Raw genomic sequence first — 20,309 nt, forward strand, 5'->3', positions numbered from 1 at the left:
TCACCCCAGCGAACGAGTTCGCTGGGGACCCCGAGCCTCCGCTCTGCAACTTTTAGGAGAAATGCTCTAGCCGAACCTGCCCGTGATGTAATCTTCGGTCCGTTTGTCGCTCGGGTTTGTGAAGATTTTGTGAGTCGAATCGAACTCGACAAGATGTCCGCTTAAAAAGAACCCTGTCTTCTCGGCCACACGCGCCGCCTGTTGCATATTGTGGGTCACGATGACGATGGTGTACTCGTCTTTAAGCTGAAAGATCAAGTCTTCAATCTTCGCGGTCGAGACCGGATCAAGCGCCGACGCGGGTTCATCCATCAGCAACACTTCAGGATCAACGGCAATCGCTCGGGCAATGCAGAGACGCTGCTGCTGGCCACCGGAGAGCGAGGCTCCGCTCTTGGACTTCAGATGATCCTTTACTTCGTCCCACAGCGCCGCCTGCCGCAGCGAACGCTCGACAACCTCATCGAGTACACGCTTATTGCGGAATCCGTTCAGCTTCAGGCCGCTGGCTACGTTGTCGTAGATCGACATCGTCGGGAAAGGGTTCGGCCGCTGGAAGACCATGCCAATGCGTCGGCGAACCTCAACTGGAGAAGCATCTTTGTAAACATCAACATTACCGACGCGGACCGTTCCTTCTGCCCGAGCGACAGGGTTAGTCTCATGCATGCGGTTCAGGCAGCGCACAAAGGTGGACTTGCCGCAGCCGGACGGGCCGATCAGCGCCGTCGCCGAGTTGGCGGGAATCTGCAGATTGATGCCCTTCAGCGTGTGAGTCTGGCCGTACCACGCATTCAGGTCTTCGACTTCAATACCGACGCCCACTCAGTGCCCTCCATTGAGCATGCCACGCCCGGTCACCACCCGGACCAGCGTGACGGAGACCATAATCAGCACAATCAGCACCAGAGCGCCAGCCCAGGCCAAACGATGCCACTCGTCATATGGTGAGACCGCATAGACAAAGATCTGTAGCGGCAGTGCTGCTATCGGCTCATTCGGGCTGGTCGGCCAGAACTGGTTGCCGAAGGCAGTAAAGAGCAGCGGCGCCGTCTCTCCGGCAACACGCGCAAACGCCAGCATGCAACCGGTGATAATGCCCGGCGAAGCGGTCTTCAAACTTACCGTCATCACCGTGCGCCACTTTGGAATGCCGAGACCCAACGCCGCCTCGCGCACTGCATTGGGCACCGTTGCCAGCATCTCTTCCGTAGTACGTGTCACCGTCGGCACCATCATGATGGCCAGGGCCACACCCGCGGCAAACGCCGAAAAGTGCTTCTGGGGAACAACAATCAGAGAATACGCCGCAATGCCCATCACGATGGATGGCACCCCGTTCAGCACATCAGCGGTAAAGCGGATAGCATTTGCCAAAGTCTTGCCGCCACCAAACTCGTGCAGGTAGATACCTGCACCGATGCCAACCGGAATTCCAAGAAGGCTGGCGAGCGAGAGAATGATGCCCGATCCGACAATCGAGTTGGCCATACCGCCCCCGGGTTCTCCCACGGGCCGCGGCAGATGTGTAAAGAAGGCCACGTTGAGCGAGCGGACGCCTTGAAACAGCAGATACACCAGGATCGCGAACAATGGAGCAATCACCAGCACAGTGCTCAATATCGCCAGCACGCTAAATAGGTGATTGGCCGCCTGGCGGCGGCCAACATTCGCACGCGATGGACGATGAGGCACTCTACACCGCCCTCGCTGTGTTGCCGCGCGTCACCATGAAGACCAGCAGGCGAGCGACGGCATTCACGACAATGGTGACGAGAAAGAGCGCGAGGCCGATCTCAATCAAAGCACTCAGATAGAGGTCGCCGGTCGCTTCAGTAAATTCATTCGCGATGACGGAAGCCAGCGTATAGGCCGGTGCGAAGAGACTCTTCGGAATCGCCGCGTGATTGCCAATCACCATGGTGACCGCCATCGTCTCGCCAAGAGCACGGCCAAGTCCAAGGATCACGGCTCCGACAATACCGATGCGCGCATTGCGCAACACACCGATACGCACCATCTCCCACCGGGTGGCCCCCAGCGCCAGCACACCCTCACGCTGTGTATTGGGCACCGCCTTCATGACATCGCGCGCGATGGAGGAGATGACCGGCAACACCATGATTGCCAGAATCATGCTGGCCGTCAGCAGACCGATGCCGAAGTTCGGGCCATGAAAGAGGCCTGTCCAGCCGAAAAACTTCTTCAGAAAGGGCCCGACACTACTCCGCATGATCGGCACCAGGACGAAGATCGCCCACAAGCCATAGACCACTGAAGGAATCGCAGCCAGGAGCTCCGTAAGAAACGAAATCGGCGTGCGCAGAGCACGGGGACACATCTCGTTGATAAAGACTGCCACGCCAAGCGCCAGCGGCACCGCAATCAAAAGAGCCAGGAAGGCGGAGGCCAGCGTTCCCCAGATGAACGGAACCGCACCGAAGCTGCCGCGCACCGGATCCCAGTCTGAACGCAGAAAAAAGCTGAGGCCGAACTCATGCAGGCTGAGCCTGGAGCGTAGGATCAGAATTCCCAGGATGAGGGCGACGATAGCAAAGATGCTCAGGGCACACCCCAGCATCAGGGCTGCAAAGGTGCGGTCAGCCGCACCACCACTGCCGCGCTGCATCAAAAAGCGGCGTACCTCAGAGGCAGTCTGTGCCCCCTCCATCTCTGAGTGCTGTGTCGTCACCCGGCTCTTCCCGATCCCCTTCCTAGAGTATCTGGAATATGTGTGAACGCGGAATGAACAGCTTGATTAATAAGGCTTTGCGTGTGTTACCGGATACTGGCCACGGTATTTTTTAAACGCTCTGCTACAGGGCGAGGCAAAGGAGCGTAACCCATGGCGGCAGCCTCCGGCTCTCCTTCAGAGATCATCCAGAGCAGGAAGTCGTGCAGTTGTCTGCCCTTAGTGGAGTCAGCCGATTGCTGCGGAACGAGCAGCCAGGTAAAGGAACAGATCGGATAGCTGGCTGTCCCGCCGGCATTTGCCAGGGAGACCCGGAAATCGGCGGGAATCGTATCTGCCTGCGCCTCGGCTGCAGCCGTGACAGCCGCGGGACTGGCCTTGATCCACTGGCCTGCACCATTCCGTACCAGACCGAAGGTCATGTGGTTCTGTAAGGCGTAAACCAGCTCCACATAACCGAAGGCGTAGGGAGCCTGACGCACCATGCCGGCAACGCCCTCATTGCCCTTTTGTCCAATGCCGGCCGGCCACTTCACCGAAGTGGAGTTACCCACCTGCTGCGCCCAGACTGGACTCACCTTGGTGAGATAGTCGGTGAAGATGAAGGTGGTGCCGGAACCATCGGAGCGATACACCGGCAGAATCTCTTCATGCGGAAACTTTATGCCGGGGTTATCGGCAATGATCTTCTGGTCGTCCCAGAAGGTAATCGTACCGAGATAGATCCCCGCGAGTACCTCCGGAGAAAACCGTATCTCCGCAGAGATACCAGGCAGGTTGTAGACCGGAACCACTGCGCCGAGCACCGTCGGGATATGCAGCAGTGGATGGGACGACTGCTGCAACTGCGTATCGGTCATGGGATCATCAGACGCACCGAAATCGACGATGCCCTGCGAGACCTGTCGAATGCCGCCTCCGGAGCCAATGGGCTGGTAGTTGATGTGCACGCCAGGATGCAACCGGCCATACTCGGCAAACCACTTGGAGTAGATGGGATTCGGAAAGCTGGCTCCGGCGCCGTTGATCGTCAGTATGCCTGGGTCTGCAGTAGGAGTGCCCGTCTTCTGGGGCGATTTGCAGCCGGTCAGCAGGGCAAACGAGAGCAGGATGGGCACAACGGAGCGCACATCCCTCACCATATCAGCCCTGCACCACAGGCAAGGTGAACGCGAAGGTGCTTCCCTGGGTAAGGCGGCTCTCCACCCAGATATTTCCGCCATGCTGCATCACGATATGGCGCGCGATGGCGAGCCCGAGGCCTGTACCGCCGGTCTCCCGGGAACGTGCTTTGTCCACACGGTAGAAGCGCTCGAAGATGCGGTCGTGATGCTCCGAGGCGATACCCGCACCCCAGTCCCGGATGCGGAACTCCGCATGGCCCCCCTTTTGTTCGACAGAGACCTCGATCCGGGCGGGCTCCCCGGTCGTAGCGCGGCCATACTTCGTCGCGTTCTCAATCAGGTTGGAGAGCACCTGGGTCGTGGCATCGGCATCCGCCATCACATTGATCGCGTCCATGGTGCCGATGTCGAGCTTGGCCCCTGCGTCCCGCACAATCCCGCGGACAGCAGCGACTGCATCGCGTACCAGCTTCTCTGCGGGGACGACCGTCGGATGGATGGGATTCTCACCGCTTTCAACTCTGGCCAGAACCAGAAGATCCTCGGTCAGGCGAGTCATACGGGTGGCGTTTTTCAGGATCGTTTCAAGAAACTCCCTGGACTGAGGAGACAGCGACCGCTCAAAGTCCAGAAGGGTCTCGACGTAACCGGAGATGGAGGTCAGCGGAGTGCGCAGCTCGTGAGAGACGTTAGCAATGAACTCCCGCTGGGTACGCTCCACCTGCTCGATGCGGGTCAGGTCGTGTAATACGGCAACAGCGCCGCCACCGGGGATAGGACCGGCGTTCACTTCAAAGATGCGGCCGGGCTTGAGCGAAGTAGACCGGCGCTGTGTCACCAGACCATCGTCAAGAGCCACCTGCAAGCAAAGCAGCACCTCTGGATCACGGATGGTATGCACGATCGCCTGTCCGTGGCGGACTGCACCTTCGAGCTCGCGACGCATGGGTTCATTCGCCCACTGGATGCGTCCCGCCGAATCCACAGCGACGACAAGGTCTTGCATGGAATCCAGAACGGCTGCAAGCTTGGCCCGTTCTTCTTCAATCGCTGCGATCTGGGAACGAACCTTCTGCCGCGCTGCGTCAAACGCAGGCCAAAGATCCTGAAAATCACCCAGATCGGGCCGATTGGCCTGCTGTTCCGGCGTAGATGCCACGATAGCCAGACGAAGGCTGGAGGCATCTCTCCGCAGCGCACCGCTGATAATCGCGATGGCAAGCAAAGAGATGCCCAGCATGATGGCCGCAAGCGTGATGAAGCGCAGCCACACAGGCGAGTCGGACAAAGCCCAACCAGCGCCAAATGCGGCCAGAGCCGTAACCACGCACAGCAGTACCGCAATTCCAGTGATGGTCCGCTTCAAGGCGTTCCCTCAGACGGTCTTCGGCATTTCGAAACGATAACCGGCGCCGCGCATGGTTTTAAGGTAACGCGGGTTTTCCGGATCGGCTTCAATCTTCTCGCGAATTCGCCGTACATAGACGTCGACCGAACGCGGAGTGACGAAGCGAGCGTCGCCCCAGACGGCGTCAAGCAACTGATCGCGGGTAAAGACACGGCCTGGATGGCGGGCAAGATAATCCAGCAGACGGAACTCGGTAGCCGTCGTCGTCTGCAGGTGACCACCTACTTTCAACTGCATGGCAGCCTGATCAATCTCAATATTGTCGAAGCTAACAATGCTTGGCGCAGTAGGACGTTCAAAGCGGCGCAACACGGCCTTCACACGAGCCAACAGCTCCCGGGTGCCGAAAGGCTTGGTGATGTAGTCATCGGCTCCCAATTCCAGACCGAGCACACGATCGTTCTCGCTGGCGCGCGCGGTGAGGAAGATGATGGGGATCGTCGACAGCGCGGGGTTGGAGCGCAGACGACGGCAAAGATCCAGACCGTCACCGCCGGGCACCATGATGTCCAGCAGGAAGAGGGCCGGGGGTTGCCGCTCAGCGTCAGAGGCTACGTTAGTAGCCGCGTTGAAAGCCCGGACGATGAAGCCCGCAGCCTCCAGATGGTACTGCACCAGCCGCTGGATATCGAGGTCGTCTTCCAGCAGAAAGATGGTCTGGCTCACAGAGTATTTTTCTCCTGTGTTCGGCCTTAGGCTATCGCACCCGAAGGTCTGGAATGCAAAAATAATGTGAATCTGCTCATCTGATCTGTTGATTCGCAACGGATTTACGAGCCATCTACGAAGGTGATGGTGTAGTGTGGGCACACAGGCCCACGGATGCAGAACTCACCTTTAATCCTATGTGTCGATGATGAAGCCGTCGGGCTTCGGATTCGGAGCATGCTGCTGGAGCGTGCCGGCTACCGTGTACTCTCCGCTCCTGACGGCGCCTCCGGTCTGTCCCTGCTGGCGGCTCATCCGGTAGAGGCCGTGATTCTGGATTACTCCATGCCGGGCATGGATGGGGATGAGGTAGCACGGCAGATGCGGGCTATGCGTCCAGGCCTTCCTATTTTGCTACTCTCTGCCTATGTTGGTCTGCCGGCAGACGCAACCGCAAATGTCTCGCTTTACATGACCAAGGGAGAGGGCGCGCCCGCATTGCTGGCGAATTTGAAGCGCCTGTTCTCGGACCGCAGTCCGCAATAAGGTGCCGCTCATTGGACATTCGTGAATTTCGACGGATCCTTCTGCTGACATTTCTGCTGCCGATTGCCGCATTGCTGATCGTCAGTGGAGTCCTGTCGTGGCAGATCCGTTCCGCCAATCTGGCGGTGAACCAGCTACAACTGATCGACCGGAACCTGCAACGGCTGGGGCAGGCACAAAAGCTCATCCTCGACCAGGAGACTGGACTCCGGGGCTACCAGCTCACGCATGACGAACAATTTCTCGATCTGTATCGCGGCCATGAAGGCGAGATTGTCCAGAGATTGAATGACGTTGAACAGACACCCGGCCTGAGCTTGTCCCAAACCACCCGCATCCGTAATCTCCGGGCATCCTATCTGCAATGGAAACATGGCTTCGCCGATCTCCAGATAGAGGCTCTACGCACAGGTAAAGCCGAGAACCCGGTTGAGGTAAATCTGCAGGGCAAAGCGCAGATGGATACCATCCGCAGTCAGTTTTCAGAGACGATGCAGGCGACCAGCGTTCTGCGGCAGCAGAGCGTAGGGGTCTGGCAAGAGCGGGCACGCATCACCAGGGTCTACCTGCTTGTTCTTTCCCTTCTGACCGGGACTTTGATCGCAATCTACATGAACCATCAGCTCAACCGTGTCTCTCTCAGCTTCCAGACATCGGTGACGTCACTGCAGGAGCGAGCCGATCAGCTCTTTGCGTCAGAGCAGCGGCTGCGGACGACACTGGTTTCGATTGGCGACGGCGTGATCGTCACCGATGGACATGGGCTGGTGACCATGCTGAATCCGATTGCGTCGGAGCTGACTGGCTGGACGATTGATGAAGCCTTCGGTCAGCCCATCGAAGATGTCTTCGATATCGTCAACGAAGAGACCCGGTTGCCGATCGAAAGCCCGATCGCCCGGGTAAAACGTATGGACCGCGTTATGGGGCTTGCCAACCACACCATTCTGCGGCGCCGCGACGGGACCGAGGTTCACATCGACGACTCAGGAGCTCCTATTCGCGACGCAGAGGGGCTGATGGTGGGCGTTGTGATTGTCTTCCGCGATATCACCCATGAGAAGCAGACACAGCGGATTCTTATCTCCAATGAGCGGCTTGCTGTTACCGGGAGGTTGGCAGCCACCATCGCGCATGAGATTCATAACCCGCTGGACTCGGTGGCCAACATTCTTTACCTGCTTCGCACCGACTCCTACGAGGAAGAGGAGCGCCGTCAACTGCTGGCGATGGCTGATCAGGAGCTATTGCGGGTGACGCAGATCAGCCGCGCCATGCTCTCCCTTTACCGTGAGTCCCGTACGCCTGTGCCGGTCGAGCTACGGGAACTGCTCCAAGACCTCATCTCGCTCATCTCCTATAAGATTCAGCGAGCCCAGGTAACGCTGGAGCCGATTCTGCCGGAGACCGCAATGGTCGAGGGATATCCGGCGGAGCTCCGCCAGGTCTTCACCAATCTGATCACCAACGCCTACGAAGCCGCTGACCCCGGGGGATCCGTCCGAGTAGAACTAATCAAGCTGGGCGATGGGGCACGGGTCATACTGACCAACAGCGGACCGGCGATCGACGAGCAAACCCAGCAGAACCTCTTTCAACCCTTCTTCTCGACGAAGGGAGAAAGAGGCACAGGCCTTGGTCTGTGGGTCAGCCGCGGCATTCTAAGCAAGCATGGAGGCCGGATCGAGCTCGAAAGTCCCGCCTTCCCCGATGGTACGGGAGTCAAAGTGACGGTGACCCTGCCGCGGAAATTCGTCGTACACGCACCGGCAGAGACTGCCTAGGGTGTATCGGCAAATTCGAGATAGCCCATACATCGGGTGCCCCATGTCCCTCGGGGACATGGCCCGGCTCTCACCATCCCAAGTACTTATCTAACCTTTTCTGCATCATCGTCTGAAAGATCAAAAATACGGTCGCGCGAAGCGCGATACCCCACGCTAAACCCCAACGAACAAGTTCGCTAGTTGCCCCATCCTTCGCGATAAGACTGCGCAGAATGGGGCAACTAGAGCATTTCTCCTGTTGCGGGGTAGTCCGGAAGGGGAGTGCAGCGGCGTTTTCATTGCGGAAAACGCCCATAGATAACGAATCCCTACACTACACCTACAGGAGAAATGCTCTAGCGCCTTCTGTTTCCGAATTTTTCGATACAACCCTAGGCGTTCAGCTCTTCCACAATCAGCTTCGCTGCGGTTTCGCATTGCGCGTGCGAAACGTCGTTATGCGTTACCAGCCGCACTGCATGCGGACCGATGGCGCTGCAACGAATGCCCTTTGCTTCCAGGCGGCGAACAAGCCCTACCGCATCCCCCTGGCCGGCCAGACGGAAGATCACGATATTGGTCTGTACGCTTGAAAGATCGATCTCCGCGGCTGGAGAGGTGGCAATCGCTTCCGCCAGCAGACGGGCATTCGCATGATCTTCCGCGAGCCGTTTGGACATCTCCTCCAGGGCAATCAAGCCAGGCGCGGCCAGTACACCTGCCTGCCGCATGCCACCACCCAGGGTCTTGCGAATGACACGTGCACGGTCGATGGATGCGCGGCTGCCGACAATCATCGAGCCGACGGGCGCAGCCAGGCCTTTGGAGAGGCAGAACATGACCGTGTCGAAGCCACTGGTCAGCCGTGAGACGGAAACACCAAGCGCGATGGCGGCGTTGAAGACGCGGGCTCCATCCAGATGCGTCGGAATGCCACACTCCTTGGCACCAGCCCAGATCTCCTCAAAGACATCGAGCGGCGTGACCGTTCCTCCTGCCATGTTGTGCGAGTTCTCGAGCTCGATCAGCCCCGTACGCGCGCGGTAATACGCTGCGGTATTGAGGACAATCTTTTCGCGGATCTGAGCCCAGGTAAGCACGCCCCGGTCTCCAAAGATAGTGCGAGGCACAGTTCCCGCGACGGAGACCATCGATCCCATCTCCCAGTCGAGAATATGGGCGCGTGATTCGCAGATAACCTCCTGCCCCGGCCGTGTATGAACCATGATGGAGGTGAGGTTGCCCATCGACCCGGTGGGAACAAAGATCGCAGCTTCTTTACCGAAGACTTGTGCGGCTCGCGCTTCCAGCCGGTTGACCGTTGGGTCTTCCCCGTAGACATCGTCGCCGACCTCGGCGGTAGCCATAGCCTGGCGCATAGCGGCGGTGGGTTTGGTCAACGTATCGCTGCGAAGCTCGATAATCTCCATGCCTGTATTGTCTCAGGCAGTAGAGCATTTTCCCTGTTGCTGGCTATCCCGAAAGAGGAGTGCAGCGGCGTTTTCGTTGCGGAAACGCCCATAGATGCGGAAGCCCCACTCTGCACCTACAGGGAAAATGCTCCAGCACCCAGAAGCTCGGTGAAGACGTCGTTCGAGAGAAGACGCCCCTTCGGGGTCAAAGCGACCCGGTCTCCCTGAAGCTGCATCAGACCCTCTCGAACCAACTGCTGCATCACAGGAACGACGGGACCTTCTTCAGGAAGAAGAATTCCCTCATTCAGCCGCAGGCCGAGGAAGACCTCTTCCTCCGATGCCTCATGCGGCGAGACAGCAACCGGATCCGGCGATGCATTGCCTTTCAGATAGGCGTTCAGATCGTCTGTGTTCTGGAAGCGCCGATCGCCTAGCATAGAATGTGCGTCCAACCCCAGACCGAGGTATGGAAAGCGCTTCCAATACTTAAGGTTGTGGCGGGAGGCGTGGCCAGGACGGGCGAAGTTCGAGATCTCGTATTGAGGAATGCTGTTGTTCCCCAGGAACTCACAGGCCTCCAGATACATCTCTGCCACCAGGCCATCGTCGGGCACATGGTGGGCGTGGTAACGGACGCCACCGGCGATGAGTTCCCTTCCGAGCCGGGACTCTTCATCGACCTCCAGCATGTAAATACTGGCATGAGGCACACCTGCGGCAGCGGCCTGCTCCAGGGAGATGCGCCAGCTCTCGGGAGTCTGGTGCGGCAGGCCTGCGATCAGATCGACATTGATCTCCTGCACACCTGCGGAGCGGAGACGGGCGATCTCGGCCAGGCAGACATCCTTTGTGTGGAAGCGGCCGACGGCGCGTGATTCCTGGTCGACGAAGGACTGCACTCCCAGGCTGACCCGGTTGAGCCCGTGACCAAGCAGCTCCGCGAGGGTATCGTCCGCGAGCTGCCCGGGAGCGCATTCGAGCGTGAACTCCACATCGGTTTGCAGCGAGAAAACAGTCCGCAGGGCTTCAAAGATGCGCTGAAAGTGCGCGGCGGAGAGCAGGCTCGGCGTCCCTCCCCCGAAATACACCGAATCCACATCGCGGGGCAGCGTCGCCCCCATATCGGAGGCCTTTGCCGGCGCCAGGGCGATCTCCTCACACAGGCGGTCCACGTAGGCATCCATCCGGGCGGGGCCGAAGGCATCGGACGCGAAGTTGCAGTAACTGCACTTGGCGCGGCAGAACGGAACCGAAAGATAGAGACCGACGGGGGGCATCTTCTCTATTGTTTCACTGGAAAGGGTGAACCGGAGACGGGTGGCTCCGCATCTACAATCTATCCAGATGGCGGCCAAGGCAGAAGACAAGAAGAAAAAGTCGGCACATGACGACGATCCGGCGGGTAAAGCATTCGATTCACGCCTGATGCGGCGTTTGCTGACCTATCTGCGGCCATACACCGGTCACGCCCTGATCTCCGCTTTGGCGATCCTGTTGAAGGCGGGGGCGGACGTGGCAGGACCGTTCCTGGTCAAGGTAGGCGTCGATGCCTATATGACTCCCGAACCGGGGCACAAACCGGCCTGGATCGTCCGCTATCTGAGCCACGACCCGATTACCGGTATCTCCCAGCTTGCGGCGCTGTATCTCATAGCTCTGCTGGTGAGCTATGGCCTGGAGTTCATGCAGACCTACCTGATGCAGTGGACCGGGCAGCGCGTGATGTTCGATATGCGCAGCCAGATCTTCCGGCATCTGCAGCGCATGGACGTCAGCTTTTACGACCACAACCCCGTGGGCCGGCTGGTGACGCGCGTCACCGGCGATGTCGACGCCCTGAACGAGATGTTCACCTCGGGCGTGCTGGCCATCTTCGAGGACGTCTTCGTCCTGCTGTTCATCGTGATTGTGATGGTGCAGATGAATCCCCTGCTGGCGCTGATGACGCTCTCGGTGATTCCGGCCATCATCTACTGTACAAAGTTGTTCCGCGACCATGTGCGGAACAGCTACAGGCGCCAGCGCGGCGCGACAGCGCGCATCAACTCCTTCACGCAGGAGTATGTCTCGGGCATGGCGGTTGTACAGATGTTCAACCGCGAGAAGCGCGCCTTCCGTGACTTCTCCGCCGTCAACGATGAAAACAAACAGGCGTGGACCGATGCAATCTTCGCCTATGCGCTGTATTACCCGGCCGTCGAACTGCTTTCAGCGACAGCCATCGCACTGGTGATCTGGCGCGGCGGAGCCGGCGTCCTCTCCGGGTATGTCACTCTCGGCGTGCTGATCGCTTTCATGCAGTATGCACAGCGGTTCTTCCGCCCCATCCAGGACCTCAGCGAAAAGTACAACATCCTGCAGGCAGCGATGGCAGCCGCGGAGCGCATCTTCAAGCTGCTGGATACCGCTCCCACGATCCAGTCACCTGCACAACCGATTGCCGGCGATAACTCCGGCGCGGTCGAATTCCGCAACGTCTGGTTCACCTATCAGCGCCTGACCGAGGCCCAGCAAGTCTTCGTCTCCTCCGCTACGGATGAAGAGTTGGCTGCCGACACCCAGATTGAATGGATTCTGAAGGGGGTCTCATTCATCATCGCCCCCGATGAGACCGCCGCCATTGTGGGCCACACCGGCGCGGGCAAGACGACCATCACCAGCCTGATGATGCGCTTCTACGACGTGCAGCGGGGCGAGGTCCTCGTGGATAGCGTGGACGTCCGATTACAGGATCTGAATCGCCTGCGCAGACGCTTTGGCGTCGTACTGCAGGACCCATTCCTGTTCACCGGCACCATTGCCCAGAACATCCGCCTGGGAAGCGAGTGGATTACTGAAGAACAACTGCAGCAAGCGGTCGAAGACGTCAATCTGGGAGCTTTCATCCGCAGCCTGTCAAAAGGTCTTCTAGAACCGGTCGTCGAGCGCGGAGCCACCTTCTCCACCGGGCAGAAGCAACTGATCTCTTTTGCACGTGCTCTGGCCCATCGACCGGGCATCCTGATCCTGGATGAAGCGACCAGCTCCGTCGATACCGAGACAGAACTGCTGGTTCGCTCGGCTGTAGACCGCATGATCACGGGACGCACTTCGGTGATGATTGCTCACCGGCTCTCCACCATCCAGAAGGCCGACACCATCCTGGTGATGCACAAGGGACACCTGCACGAACAGGGCACGCACCAGCAACTGCTGGCGCATCGCGGCCTGTACTGGAAGCTCTACCAGTTGCAGTACAAGGATCAGGAGCTGGGGGACAGTGCTCCCTCTTCTATCCCAACCCCAGCCATTGGCTGATGACGTCGGTGTACTTGTTCCCCGAACCAGTATTGAAGAGCACCACCTCATCCTCCGGCTTCAGGAAGCCGGTCTCAATCAGGTAGTCGTAGGCAGCCATCGACGAAGCGCCTTCCGGCGAGAGCAGCAGGCCTTCGTGCTTGCCCCAATCGGAGAGCGCGTCAAAGATCTGATCGTCAGTTCGCGAGACCACAGTGCCGCCGCTGGCGCGGACGATATCGAGAATCAGATAGTCACCATATGGCTTTGGCACCCGCAGGCCCGACGCGAAGGTCTGCGCATTGGGATACATGACCGATGCCTTTTCGCCAGCCTCATAGGCGACCGTGATCGGCGCACAACCTGCGGCTTGCACTGCAATCATCTTCGGACGAGGACCGGAGACCCAACCGAGCTCTTCCATCTCCTCAAAGGCCTTCCACATGCCGATCATCCCCACACCACCGCCGGTGGGATAAAAGACCGCCGCGGGATAGCGCCATCCGAGCTGCTCTACCAGCTCGTAGCCCATCGTCTTTTTGCCTTCGATACGATAGGGCTCCTTGAGCGTGGACATATCGAACCAGCCTTCGGCATCTTTGCGTTCGGCAACGATGCGGCCGCAGTCGGAGATCAGGCCATCCACCAGCGTGAGATGCGCGCCGTGAATGTGGCACTCCACCTGGTTCGACAGGGGGACATCCTTCGGCATGAAGATGTGAGCTTCCATCCCGGCAGCGGCAGCATAGGCAGCCATCGCTCCGCCGGCGTTACCCGCAGAAGGTGCCGCGACCTTGCGGATGCCCAGATGCTTTGCCATTGAGATGGCCATGGCCATGCCGCGCGCCTTGAAGGTTCCGGTAGGATTGGCTCCCTCTTCCTTAACCCATACCTTGCCGTAGCGGCGGCTGGGCAACATAGGCGTCCAGCCTTCACCGAGGGAAACCGGCGTCACCTCCGGCAAGACCTCGCGATAGCGCCACATTCCCGTGGAGCGAGGGTAGTCCGCTGTCACGCGATCACGGGCAGCAAGCCCTTTCGCCGCGGAGAGATCGTAGCGGACATAGTAGGAGCCTGCGCACTGTGGACAGACATTCTGCGGGACGGATGCGCTGGCCGTGTGGCCACAGCGCGAACATTCAAGATGCTTGATCGACGGCATACTTCCTTTATTCCGGACGCGGGTTATGCTCACGCCAGACTTTGTAGGCGCCCCACGCAGCGAGAGTGCAGTTGTCCTGGATCTCGCTGCGAAGGATCATCTGTTCGAATTCGGCGACGGAGACACGAAAGATCTCGAGGTCGTGCTCTTCCGGATCCCGCTCCGTTGCGCCCTGTTTCAAGTCCTCCGCGAGATAGAGATAGTGCCGCTGACGCATCACGCCATAAGCAATCCACATCTCGTTGAGAAGAGTCATGCGGCCCGCAACCAGGCCGGTTTCTTCACCCAATTCCCCATGAGCAAGCTCCTCGGGAACGATATCTTCAGTCTCCCAGCCACCCTGGGGGAATTCTTTGAACCGCTTACCGATGGTGTAACGATACTGTTCCACCAGGTAGACGAACTCTCCCTCGGATGTGCGCTCCAGAGGAATGATGATGCAGGCCGGGTCTTTCTCGATAACGCCATAGACACCCCGCACGCCGCCCGGGCGCTCGATGATGTCTTCCCGCACGCGTGTCCAGGGATTGCGGTAGACCTCGCGTGAGGAGATGGTCTTGATCGACATGAGTCTCCTACTCGGCGGGGACCAGCACTTCGAGGTGCGAAGGATGGGCTGCCGAGAAATAGATGCTCTGCGTCTGCGGCTTATACGCATCCGCGGGAGCGGTCATGATGTTTTCCACGAAGGTCTGCGGATTGCGATCGTAGAGCGGGAACCACGAGGATTGCACCTGCACCATGATGCGGTGCCCTTTTTTGAAGGTGTGGTCCGCTCCGTGAAGACTCCACTTGAACTCAGCGACATGGTTCGGAGCAATGGCTTCAGGCTTCTCGAAGCTCTTGTTATAACGGCCGCGGAAGATCTCATCGACGATCATGAGCTGATAACCAGCCATGGGCGCGGGAGCATCGTCCGGATAGACATCGATCAGCTTCACAACCCAGTCAGCATCGCTGCCTGTCGTGGAAGCGAAAAGGTCCGCGACGATGTCGCCGGTGATGGTGGTGTCTTTATCGAGCGCGAGCGACTGGAAGACAGCCGTATCGTTACGGCTGGTCACGAAGCGCTGATCTTCCACCAGCCACTGCCGCCACTTCGATCCATTGCCATAGGTGGACTGGATCGGCCGGGGGCGATAGGGAACAGGATTCGCGGGATCAGCGACGTAGGTGACCACCGAAGATTTGTCGTCCCCCTTTGGCGCTGCGAAGCTGACACTCTTCTGCGGAGCCAGATAGAGCTTCGCCGTCTTGAAGCCGGTCTTCGGCGGCCAGACATCGTAACGATGCCACTGATCTTCACCGGTGCGGAAGCTGGCAGTGTCCCTGAGATCGAAGCCGGGTTTGTCCTTCAGGTAGAACTCGAAGAACGGAGCTTCAATGGTCTTGCGGTATTGATCGCCCGCGGGAGCTCCGAAATCAACCGCTCCTAAATGGCGTGAAGTGGCTCCCCAGCCGCCGTGGTTCCATGGCCCGAGAACCATGAAGACGGCATGCTGCTTGTCCTTCTTACCGTCGTGCGGACGAAGCGCAGCGTACTCTGCCTGTGTGCCCCACATATCTTCCTGATCCCACCAGCCGCCGACTTCAAGAGTCGGCACTTCGATCTGAGTCAGGCGGGCCTGTACAGCCATTTCCTGCCAGAACTTCGTATAGCTTGGCTGCGTTAAGAACGCTTTGGCTGTCGGCAGGTGATCCATGCCGGCTGCCTTGGCTGCGCCCTCAAAGTTCCGGTTTTTCAGGAACCACTCAAAGAGATCGTCATTCATGGAAACGCGCTGATCGTCTTTGGCGCGCTCCAACTGCTGCACATAATCGAAGCCATAGGTCTCGCGGAAGGCTCCGTTATGGAAGAAGTCGTCACCCATCCAGACATCCGTCATCGGAGCCTGGGGGGAGATCGCCTTCACCGCCGGGTGGTGATCGACGCCGGCCATCATGGCAAGAAAGCCGGGATACGAGACACCCAGAACACCTACGCGACCATTATTGTTCGGCAGGTTCTTTACCAGCCATTCGACCGTGTCGTAAGTATCGGAGCTCTCATCCACCAGCTTGGCATCGGTACGATCGCCGTACTTATGGACGACCGGGCGATTCATGACGAACTGGCCTTCGGAGCCATAACGGCCGCGAATATCGGCGTAGACAAAGATGTAGCCGCTGGTGGCCAGCTCCGGCTTGGAGCCGTTCACCATGTCCGAACTTCCGCCCGCGCCGTAGGGCGTGCGCGACATCAGGACAGGCAACGGCTCCCCGGATTTCTCAGAGCCTTCCGGCCGCAGGATGACCACGTGCAACTTAACGCCGTCGCGCGCAGGAATCATCGCCTCGGTGCGGATGTATGGACGATAGTGGCTGACAGTGACGGGAGCGTCACCGATCTTGTCGTACGCCACATGCATGTTGCCGCGCGCAACGGTAAGACCTGTGACCTTTCCGCTGGCGTCACGCGTAAAGTCTACGGCCTGGTTGCCGCCCTCCGTGGTGAAACCACTTCCCTCAGGCTTAAGGGCAACGCGGCGGGCGCGCTCACTTTCCAGGGTGAGCGCGCTGCCGGAGAGGCGAACCGCCACCAGGACATCGGGCTCAGAATGCTGCGCGTACTCGCCCACCGCAGTCTTCAACAAAGCCTCATCGGCGCTTTGAGCAAATACAGGGGCAGATACGGCAAGCAGGGCAAGGCTACGAAGAGCGTACGAACGCAGCAGCATCATCGGCAGACTCCAAAAGGAACTAGGTCAGATTTCCGGCGGGGCTGGCCGCACACTGGAAGCCCACGCGGTTATGCGAGCCATCACAAAAGGGGCGCTTCTCACTGGCGCCGCAGCGGCAGAGCGAGACGGCGGGCTTCCCGGTCAGATCCCACTCTTTGCCGTCGGCATCCGTGAGAACGATGGGGCCTTCCACACGCAGGGGGCCGTTGGGGCGAACGGTGATTTTGACGGGCGATACTTCGGACATTCTGGATAGCTCTCCTTAGATTGATGGAAAGCTCAGCATACCAGTTGGCGAGCACCAACAAGTTGGAGCGTCCTTCCCCACCCAAGAGCGTTTTGCCTGTTGCTGGGTATCCCTGATGGGTGTTCAGCGGCGTTTTCATTTCGGAAAACGCCCACAGGATGCGGAAGCCCCACACTGCCTCCACAGGGAAAATGCTCAGCGTTGCGAAGGCGGGGCATCCGAAGAAAGGTCGAGCAATTTGCGAATAGCAGCTAGCTGGAGGGCTCCGGACGCAGGCGGTCGCGCAATGAGATGGCTAGCTCTGTCAGGTGGCGCAAACGGCGTTCCAGAACCGGAGAAAGTCCGGGTTCGCGCAGGGCGAGCTCCGATTCCAGCAGAATCCCCGTCACCGACGACTTCAGCTCAGCCTCGAGGGATGCAGTGACGGCGCGCCGCGCGAGCTGCTGCTCTCGTTCGCGGCGTGCCAGCCCGGCACGAACCTCGCGGAGCAGCACAGAGCAGTCTTCCGCCGGCATACGGAACAGGATCGGCAGGGCCAGGCCGGAGTGCTGCCAGAAGAGATCAGCGCCGTCTGGATACTGCATCGCCAGATCAGCATCGACCATCACAACCTGGAACTCATTGCGGCGCAGCGTCGCCAAAGCCGACCGGCGGTTGGCGACAATCTCAATCGACGCGTTGAGGCGTTTTGACAGGAACGACGCGCAGCCTTCCGCCTTTGCCGAAGCACTGACCAGCAGAATCGTTGCTTCCATCGGTCTCTCCCTTAGATGTGCTCGATGCCGTACTCTTTCAACTTGCGATAGAGCGTCGTCTTGCCGATACCGAGCAAGCGCGCCGCCATCAATTTGTCGCCGTTGAGTTGTTGAATCGTGTTGAGAATGGCTTGCTTTTCAAGCTCCGCGATAGAGACGATGCCCGGCGACTGATAGGTCGCAACACTTACATGCTCGGCCGGTGGCGCCGCCGCAATGACCGAACCGCCGCGCGCTGTCTGGGCCCGGTACTCCTGTAACTGCGTTGGCAGCTCCGCCATGGTGAGGACGGGCCCGGAAGAGATAGCGCAGGCACGCTCAATCGCGTGCTCCAGCTCCCGCACATTACCTGGCCAGTCGTATTCGTGCATCACACGAAGCGCCTCGTCGGAGACGACATAGTCGACTCCATCTTCACGGCGCATGCGCTCCAGGAAGTGGGCAGCGAGCAGCGGGATATCGTCGCGGCGCTGACGCAGCGGAGGAACCCGCAGATTGACGACGTTCAGCCGGAAATACAGATCCTTGCGGAAGGTTCCCTGTTCAACCATCGCCGGCAGGTCGCGGTTGGTGGCAGCCAGGATACGGGCGTGCACGGCAACGGGCTCGGATGCACCGATCGGACGGACTTCCTTTTCCTGAAGGGCACGCAGAAGCCGGGTCTGCATGTCGAGAGGAAGGTCACCGATCTCATCCAGAAAGACTGTGCCATCGTCCGCAGCTACCAGCAAGCCATCCTTGGCCTTGTCGGCACCGGTAAAGGCGCCTTTCACGTATCCAAAGAGCTCACTCTCAATCAGGCTCGGCACCAGGGCGCCGCAGTCCACGGCAAGAAAGGGGCGGTCAGCGTGAGCGCCGCCCTCATGGACGGCGCGCGCAACCAGCTCCTTGCCGGTTCCGGTCTCACCCAAGATAAGTACCGGGTGCGACGATTGCGCCACCTTGGTGATCATGCGCGAAAGCTGCTGCATCGCGGCGGTATTGCCGATCAGCAGGCTCGACAGAGAACGAGACTCTCCGGTCCCCTCCCGCAGGCGGCGGGCTTCCAGCTCAAAGGTCCGGCGGCGCCTTGCGCGGTCCAGAACCTGCATCAGTTCTTCCAGCGCAAAAGGCTTAGTGAGGTAGTCCGAGGCGCCGTTGCGCATCGCCTCTACTGCGGAAGCGACCGTGGCAAATGCCGTCATCAGGATGACGACCAGCTCCGGATGCGCCGAGCGGGCACGTTCCAGGAGATCGAGACTGCTGCCGCCGGGCACGCGAAGGTCGAGCAGGACAATATCGATCGCCTGTTCATTAAGAATCGCTTCGCTCTCGGCGATGGTTCCCGAGGCAAAGATCTGGAAGCCGGCACTCTTACCGATTTCACAGCAGGCGTGGCGAACGGCGGAGTCATCATCGACGACTAGCAGATTCATGCCATTTGGCGGTGCAACGACAGAGCGGGCGGGCTGAGCTGTTTTCCAGCGGGGAGCAGGAGTTTGCATAGACGCTTGACCTCTCATCTCAGCCCTCCATGAGAGGAAAAAAGACGGAGGATTTGGATAGGGTTGGCGGAACAGCTCAACAAGATCGCCCGCATTGGCAGACACCTCCAGAGAGCTTGCTTATACCACGACAATATGGATATTTTCACATTCCTTGTACCAATTTGGTAAGTGATTCAAAACAAAATAAAAAAAGTGTGCAAAAGAAAGCACCGGGGCTGATATGGCCCGAATCTTTTGCAGGCTTACCCGGAAACTGTCCGGAGACGCTCCCAAAATGGTCCTGCCTGAGCTTCTCGACGGGAATCGATCAACGCTCTTTACAATCGCTGCATGGCAACTCCGTTTCTTCGTCCTGGCGATCGTAAGGCTGATCAGCTTCGTGTCACCTCCCTTACCCCCGGTTTTGTCGGCATGGCGGAGGGGTCGGTTCTGATTGAGGCCGGCTATACGCGCGTGCTGTGCAACGCCACCATCGAGAATGGTGTTCCCGGCTGGCTGCGCAACTCCGGGCGTGGATGGGTAACGGCCGAGTATGGCATGCTGCCCCGGGCGACCCTCACACGCACCCCGCGCGAGGCAGAAAGAGGCAAGATCGGCGGACGCACCCATGAGATCCAGCGTCTGATCGGACGGTCGCTGCGCTCTGTGGTCGATATGACGGCGCTCGGCGAACGGACTGTGATTCTGGACTGCGACGTCCTGCAAGCTGACGGCGGAACCAGAACGGCGGCAATCACGGGCGCGTGCGCAGCACTTGCCATGGCGCTGAACAAGCTGGTGGAGGCAGGCACACTGCCACGGAACCCCATGCGCGAACTGGTCGCGGCCACCAGCGTCGGCATCGTCGAAGGCAATGTGCTGCTCGATCTCTGCTATGAAGAGGACTCGCAGGCCGAAGTGGATATGAATGTCGTCATGACCGAAAGCGGCGGCCTGGTGGAGACTCAGGCGACAGCAGAGCGCCATCCTTATACCCGGGAACAGTTAGGTACGATGCTGGACTTTGCGGAGATCGGCATTCGGCATCTTTTTGAGCTGCAGCGGGACGCTGTCCGATAATCGC

Annotated in this window: 18 protein-coding genes; 4 read left to right on the forward strand and 14 right to left on the reverse strand. The window is 59.2% G+C overall.

Features of this window, described 5'->3' with window-relative positions; genetic code table 11:
• Nucleotides 1-66: 66 nt before the first annotated feature.
• The 6 genes from pstB to AB4Y89_RS14740 all read right to left on the reverse strand — a co-directional run bounded on the left by pstB (nucleotide 67) and on the right by AB4Y89_RS14740 (nucleotide 5,890).
• Nucleotides 67-825 carry a phosphate ABC transporter ATP-binding protein PstB gene (gene pstB / locus AB4Y89_RS14715; RefSeq protein WP_442301691.1) on the reverse strand — a complete coding sequence of 253 codons (759 nt, stop codon included), beginning with the start codon at nucleotides 823-825 and terminating at the stop codon, nucleotides 67-69.
• Nucleotides 826-1,695, reverse strand: coding sequence for a phosphate ABC transporter permease PstA (gene pstA / locus AB4Y89_RS14720; protein WP_442301692.1), 870 nt, complete (start codon nucleotides 1,693-1,695; stop codon nucleotides 826-828).
• A gap of 1 nt (nucleotide 1,696) precedes the next feature.
• Entirely contained in the window at nucleotides 1,697-2,692 is a 996-nt protein-coding gene (gene pstC, locus AB4Y89_RS14725) for a phosphate ABC transporter permease subunit PstC (RefSeq protein WP_442301693.1), read from the reverse strand.
• Between the two features lie 86 nt (nucleotides 2,693-2,778).
• Nucleotides 2,779-3,822, reverse strand: coding sequence for a phosphate ABC transporter substrate-binding protein PstS (gene pstS / locus AB4Y89_RS14730; RefSeq protein WP_442301694.1), 1,044 nt, complete (start codon nucleotides 3,820-3,822; stop codon nucleotides 2,779-2,781).
• 13 nt (nucleotides 3,823-3,835) lie between these two features.
• On the reverse strand, nucleotides 3,836-5,182 hold the full coding sequence (locus AB4Y89_RS14735) for a sensor histidine kinase (protein WP_442301695.1): 1,347 nt from the start codon (nucleotides 5,180-5,182) through the stop codon (nucleotides 3,836-3,838).
• A 9-nt stretch (nucleotides 5,183-5,191) separates the two neighbouring features.
• Complete coding sequence (locus AB4Y89_RS14740) at nucleotides 5,192-5,890, reverse strand: winged helix-turn-helix domain-containing protein (RefSeq protein WP_147647706.1); 699 nt, start codon at nucleotides 5,888-5,890, stop codon at nucleotides 5,192-5,194.
• 156 nt (nucleotides 5,891-6,046) lie between these two features.
• On the opposite strand from AB4Y89_RS14740, the gene AB4Y89_RS14745 reads away from it, so the two are divergent.
• Together AB4Y89_RS14745 and AB4Y89_RS14750 are read left to right on the forward strand one after the other, a co-directional pair.
• Nucleotides 6,047-6,418 carry a response regulator gene (locus AB4Y89_RS14745; RefSeq protein ID WP_442301696.1) on the forward strand — a complete coding sequence of 124 codons (372 nt, stop codon included), beginning with the start codon at nucleotides 6,047-6,049 and terminating at the stop codon, nucleotides 6,416-6,418.
• A gap of 11 nt (nucleotides 6,419-6,429) precedes the next feature.
• Nucleotides 6,430-8,202 (forward strand): ATP-binding protein, encoded by a 1,773-nt coding sequence (locus AB4Y89_RS14750; RefSeq protein ID WP_442301697.1) that lies wholly within the window; start codon nucleotides 6,430-6,432, stop codon nucleotides 8,200-8,202.
• Nucleotides 8,203-8,576: 374 nt separating this feature from the next.
• Here AB4Y89_RS14750 and AB4Y89_RS14755 read toward each other — a convergent pair whose 3' ends face one another.
• Entirely contained in the window at nucleotides 8,577-9,614 is a 1,038-nt protein-coding gene (locus AB4Y89_RS14755) for a threonine aldolase family protein (RefSeq protein WP_442301698.1), read from the reverse strand.
• A gap of 116 nt (nucleotides 9,615-9,730) precedes the next feature.
• Nucleotides 9,731-10,876 (reverse strand): radical SAM family heme chaperone HemW, encoded by a 1,146-nt coding sequence (hemW, locus tag AB4Y89_RS14760; protein ID WP_442301699.1) that lies wholly within the window; start codon nucleotides 10,874-10,876, stop codon nucleotides 9,731-9,733.
• A gap of 67 nt (nucleotides 10,877-10,943) precedes the next feature.
• Between hemW and AB4Y89_RS14765 the strand changes: the two genes are divergently transcribed.
• Entirely contained in the window at nucleotides 10,944-12,896 is a 1,953-nt protein-coding gene (locus AB4Y89_RS14765) for an ABC transporter ATP-binding protein (protein WP_442301838.1), read from the forward strand.
• Here AB4Y89_RS14765 and AB4Y89_RS14770 read toward each other — a convergent pair.
• From AB4Y89_RS14770 to AB4Y89_RS14795, 6 genes are all read right to left on the reverse strand, one after another.
• A complete protein-coding gene (locus AB4Y89_RS14770; RefSeq protein ID WP_442301700.1) occupies nucleotides 12,871-14,037 on the reverse strand; it encodes a threonine synthase in 1,167 nt (388 codons plus the stop codon). The two genes, AB4Y89_RS14765 and AB4Y89_RS14770, sit on opposite strands and share 26 nt — an antisense overlap.
• A gap of 7 nt (nucleotides 14,038-14,044) precedes the next feature.
• On the reverse strand, nucleotides 14,045-14,605 hold the full coding sequence (locus AB4Y89_RS14775; protein ID WP_442301701.1) for an NUDIX domain-containing protein: 561 nt from the start codon (nucleotides 14,603-14,605) through the stop codon (nucleotides 14,045-14,047).
• A gap of 7 nt (nucleotides 14,606-14,612) precedes the next feature.
• Nucleotides 14,613-16,757: a CocE/NonD family hydrolase gene (locus AB4Y89_RS14780; RefSeq protein WP_442301703.1), complete on the reverse strand. Its 2,145-nt coding sequence runs from the start codon at nucleotides 16,755-16,757 to the stop codon at nucleotides 14,613-14,615.
• A 19-nt stretch (nucleotides 16,758-16,776) separates the two neighbouring features.
• Nucleotides 16,777-17,004, reverse strand: a complete 228-nt coding sequence (locus AB4Y89_RS14785) for a CDGSH iron-sulfur domain-containing protein (protein WP_263418966.1) — start codon at nucleotides 17,002-17,004, stop codon at nucleotides 16,777-16,779.
• A gap of 251 nt (nucleotides 17,005-17,255) precedes the next feature.
• Entirely contained in the window at nucleotides 17,256-17,759 is a 504-nt protein-coding gene (locus tag AB4Y89_RS14790; RefSeq protein ID WP_147647698.1) for a hypothetical protein, read from the reverse strand.
• Between the two features lie 11 nt (nucleotides 17,760-17,770).
• The gene (locus AB4Y89_RS14795) at nucleotides 17,771-19,174 is read right to left on the reverse strand and encodes a sigma-54-dependent transcriptional regulator (RefSeq protein ID WP_442301704.1); all 1,404 of its coding nucleotides are present in this window, start codon (nucleotides 19,172-19,174) and stop codon (nucleotides 17,771-17,773) included.
• 402 nt (nucleotides 19,175-19,576) lie between these two features.
• On the opposite strand from AB4Y89_RS14795, the gene rph reads away from it, so the two are divergent.
• Nucleotides 19,577-20,305 carry a ribonuclease PH gene (gene rph / locus AB4Y89_RS14800; protein WP_442301705.1) on the forward strand — a complete coding sequence of 243 codons (729 nt, stop codon included), beginning with the start codon at nucleotides 19,577-19,579 and terminating at the stop codon, nucleotides 20,303-20,305.
• Nucleotides 20,306-20,309: the final 4 nt, after the last annotated feature.

This window comes from Terriglobus sp. 2YAB30_2 (assembly GCF_052114765.1).
Lineage (GTDB): Bacteria > Acidobacteriota > Terriglobia > Terriglobales > Acidobacteriaceae > Terriglobus.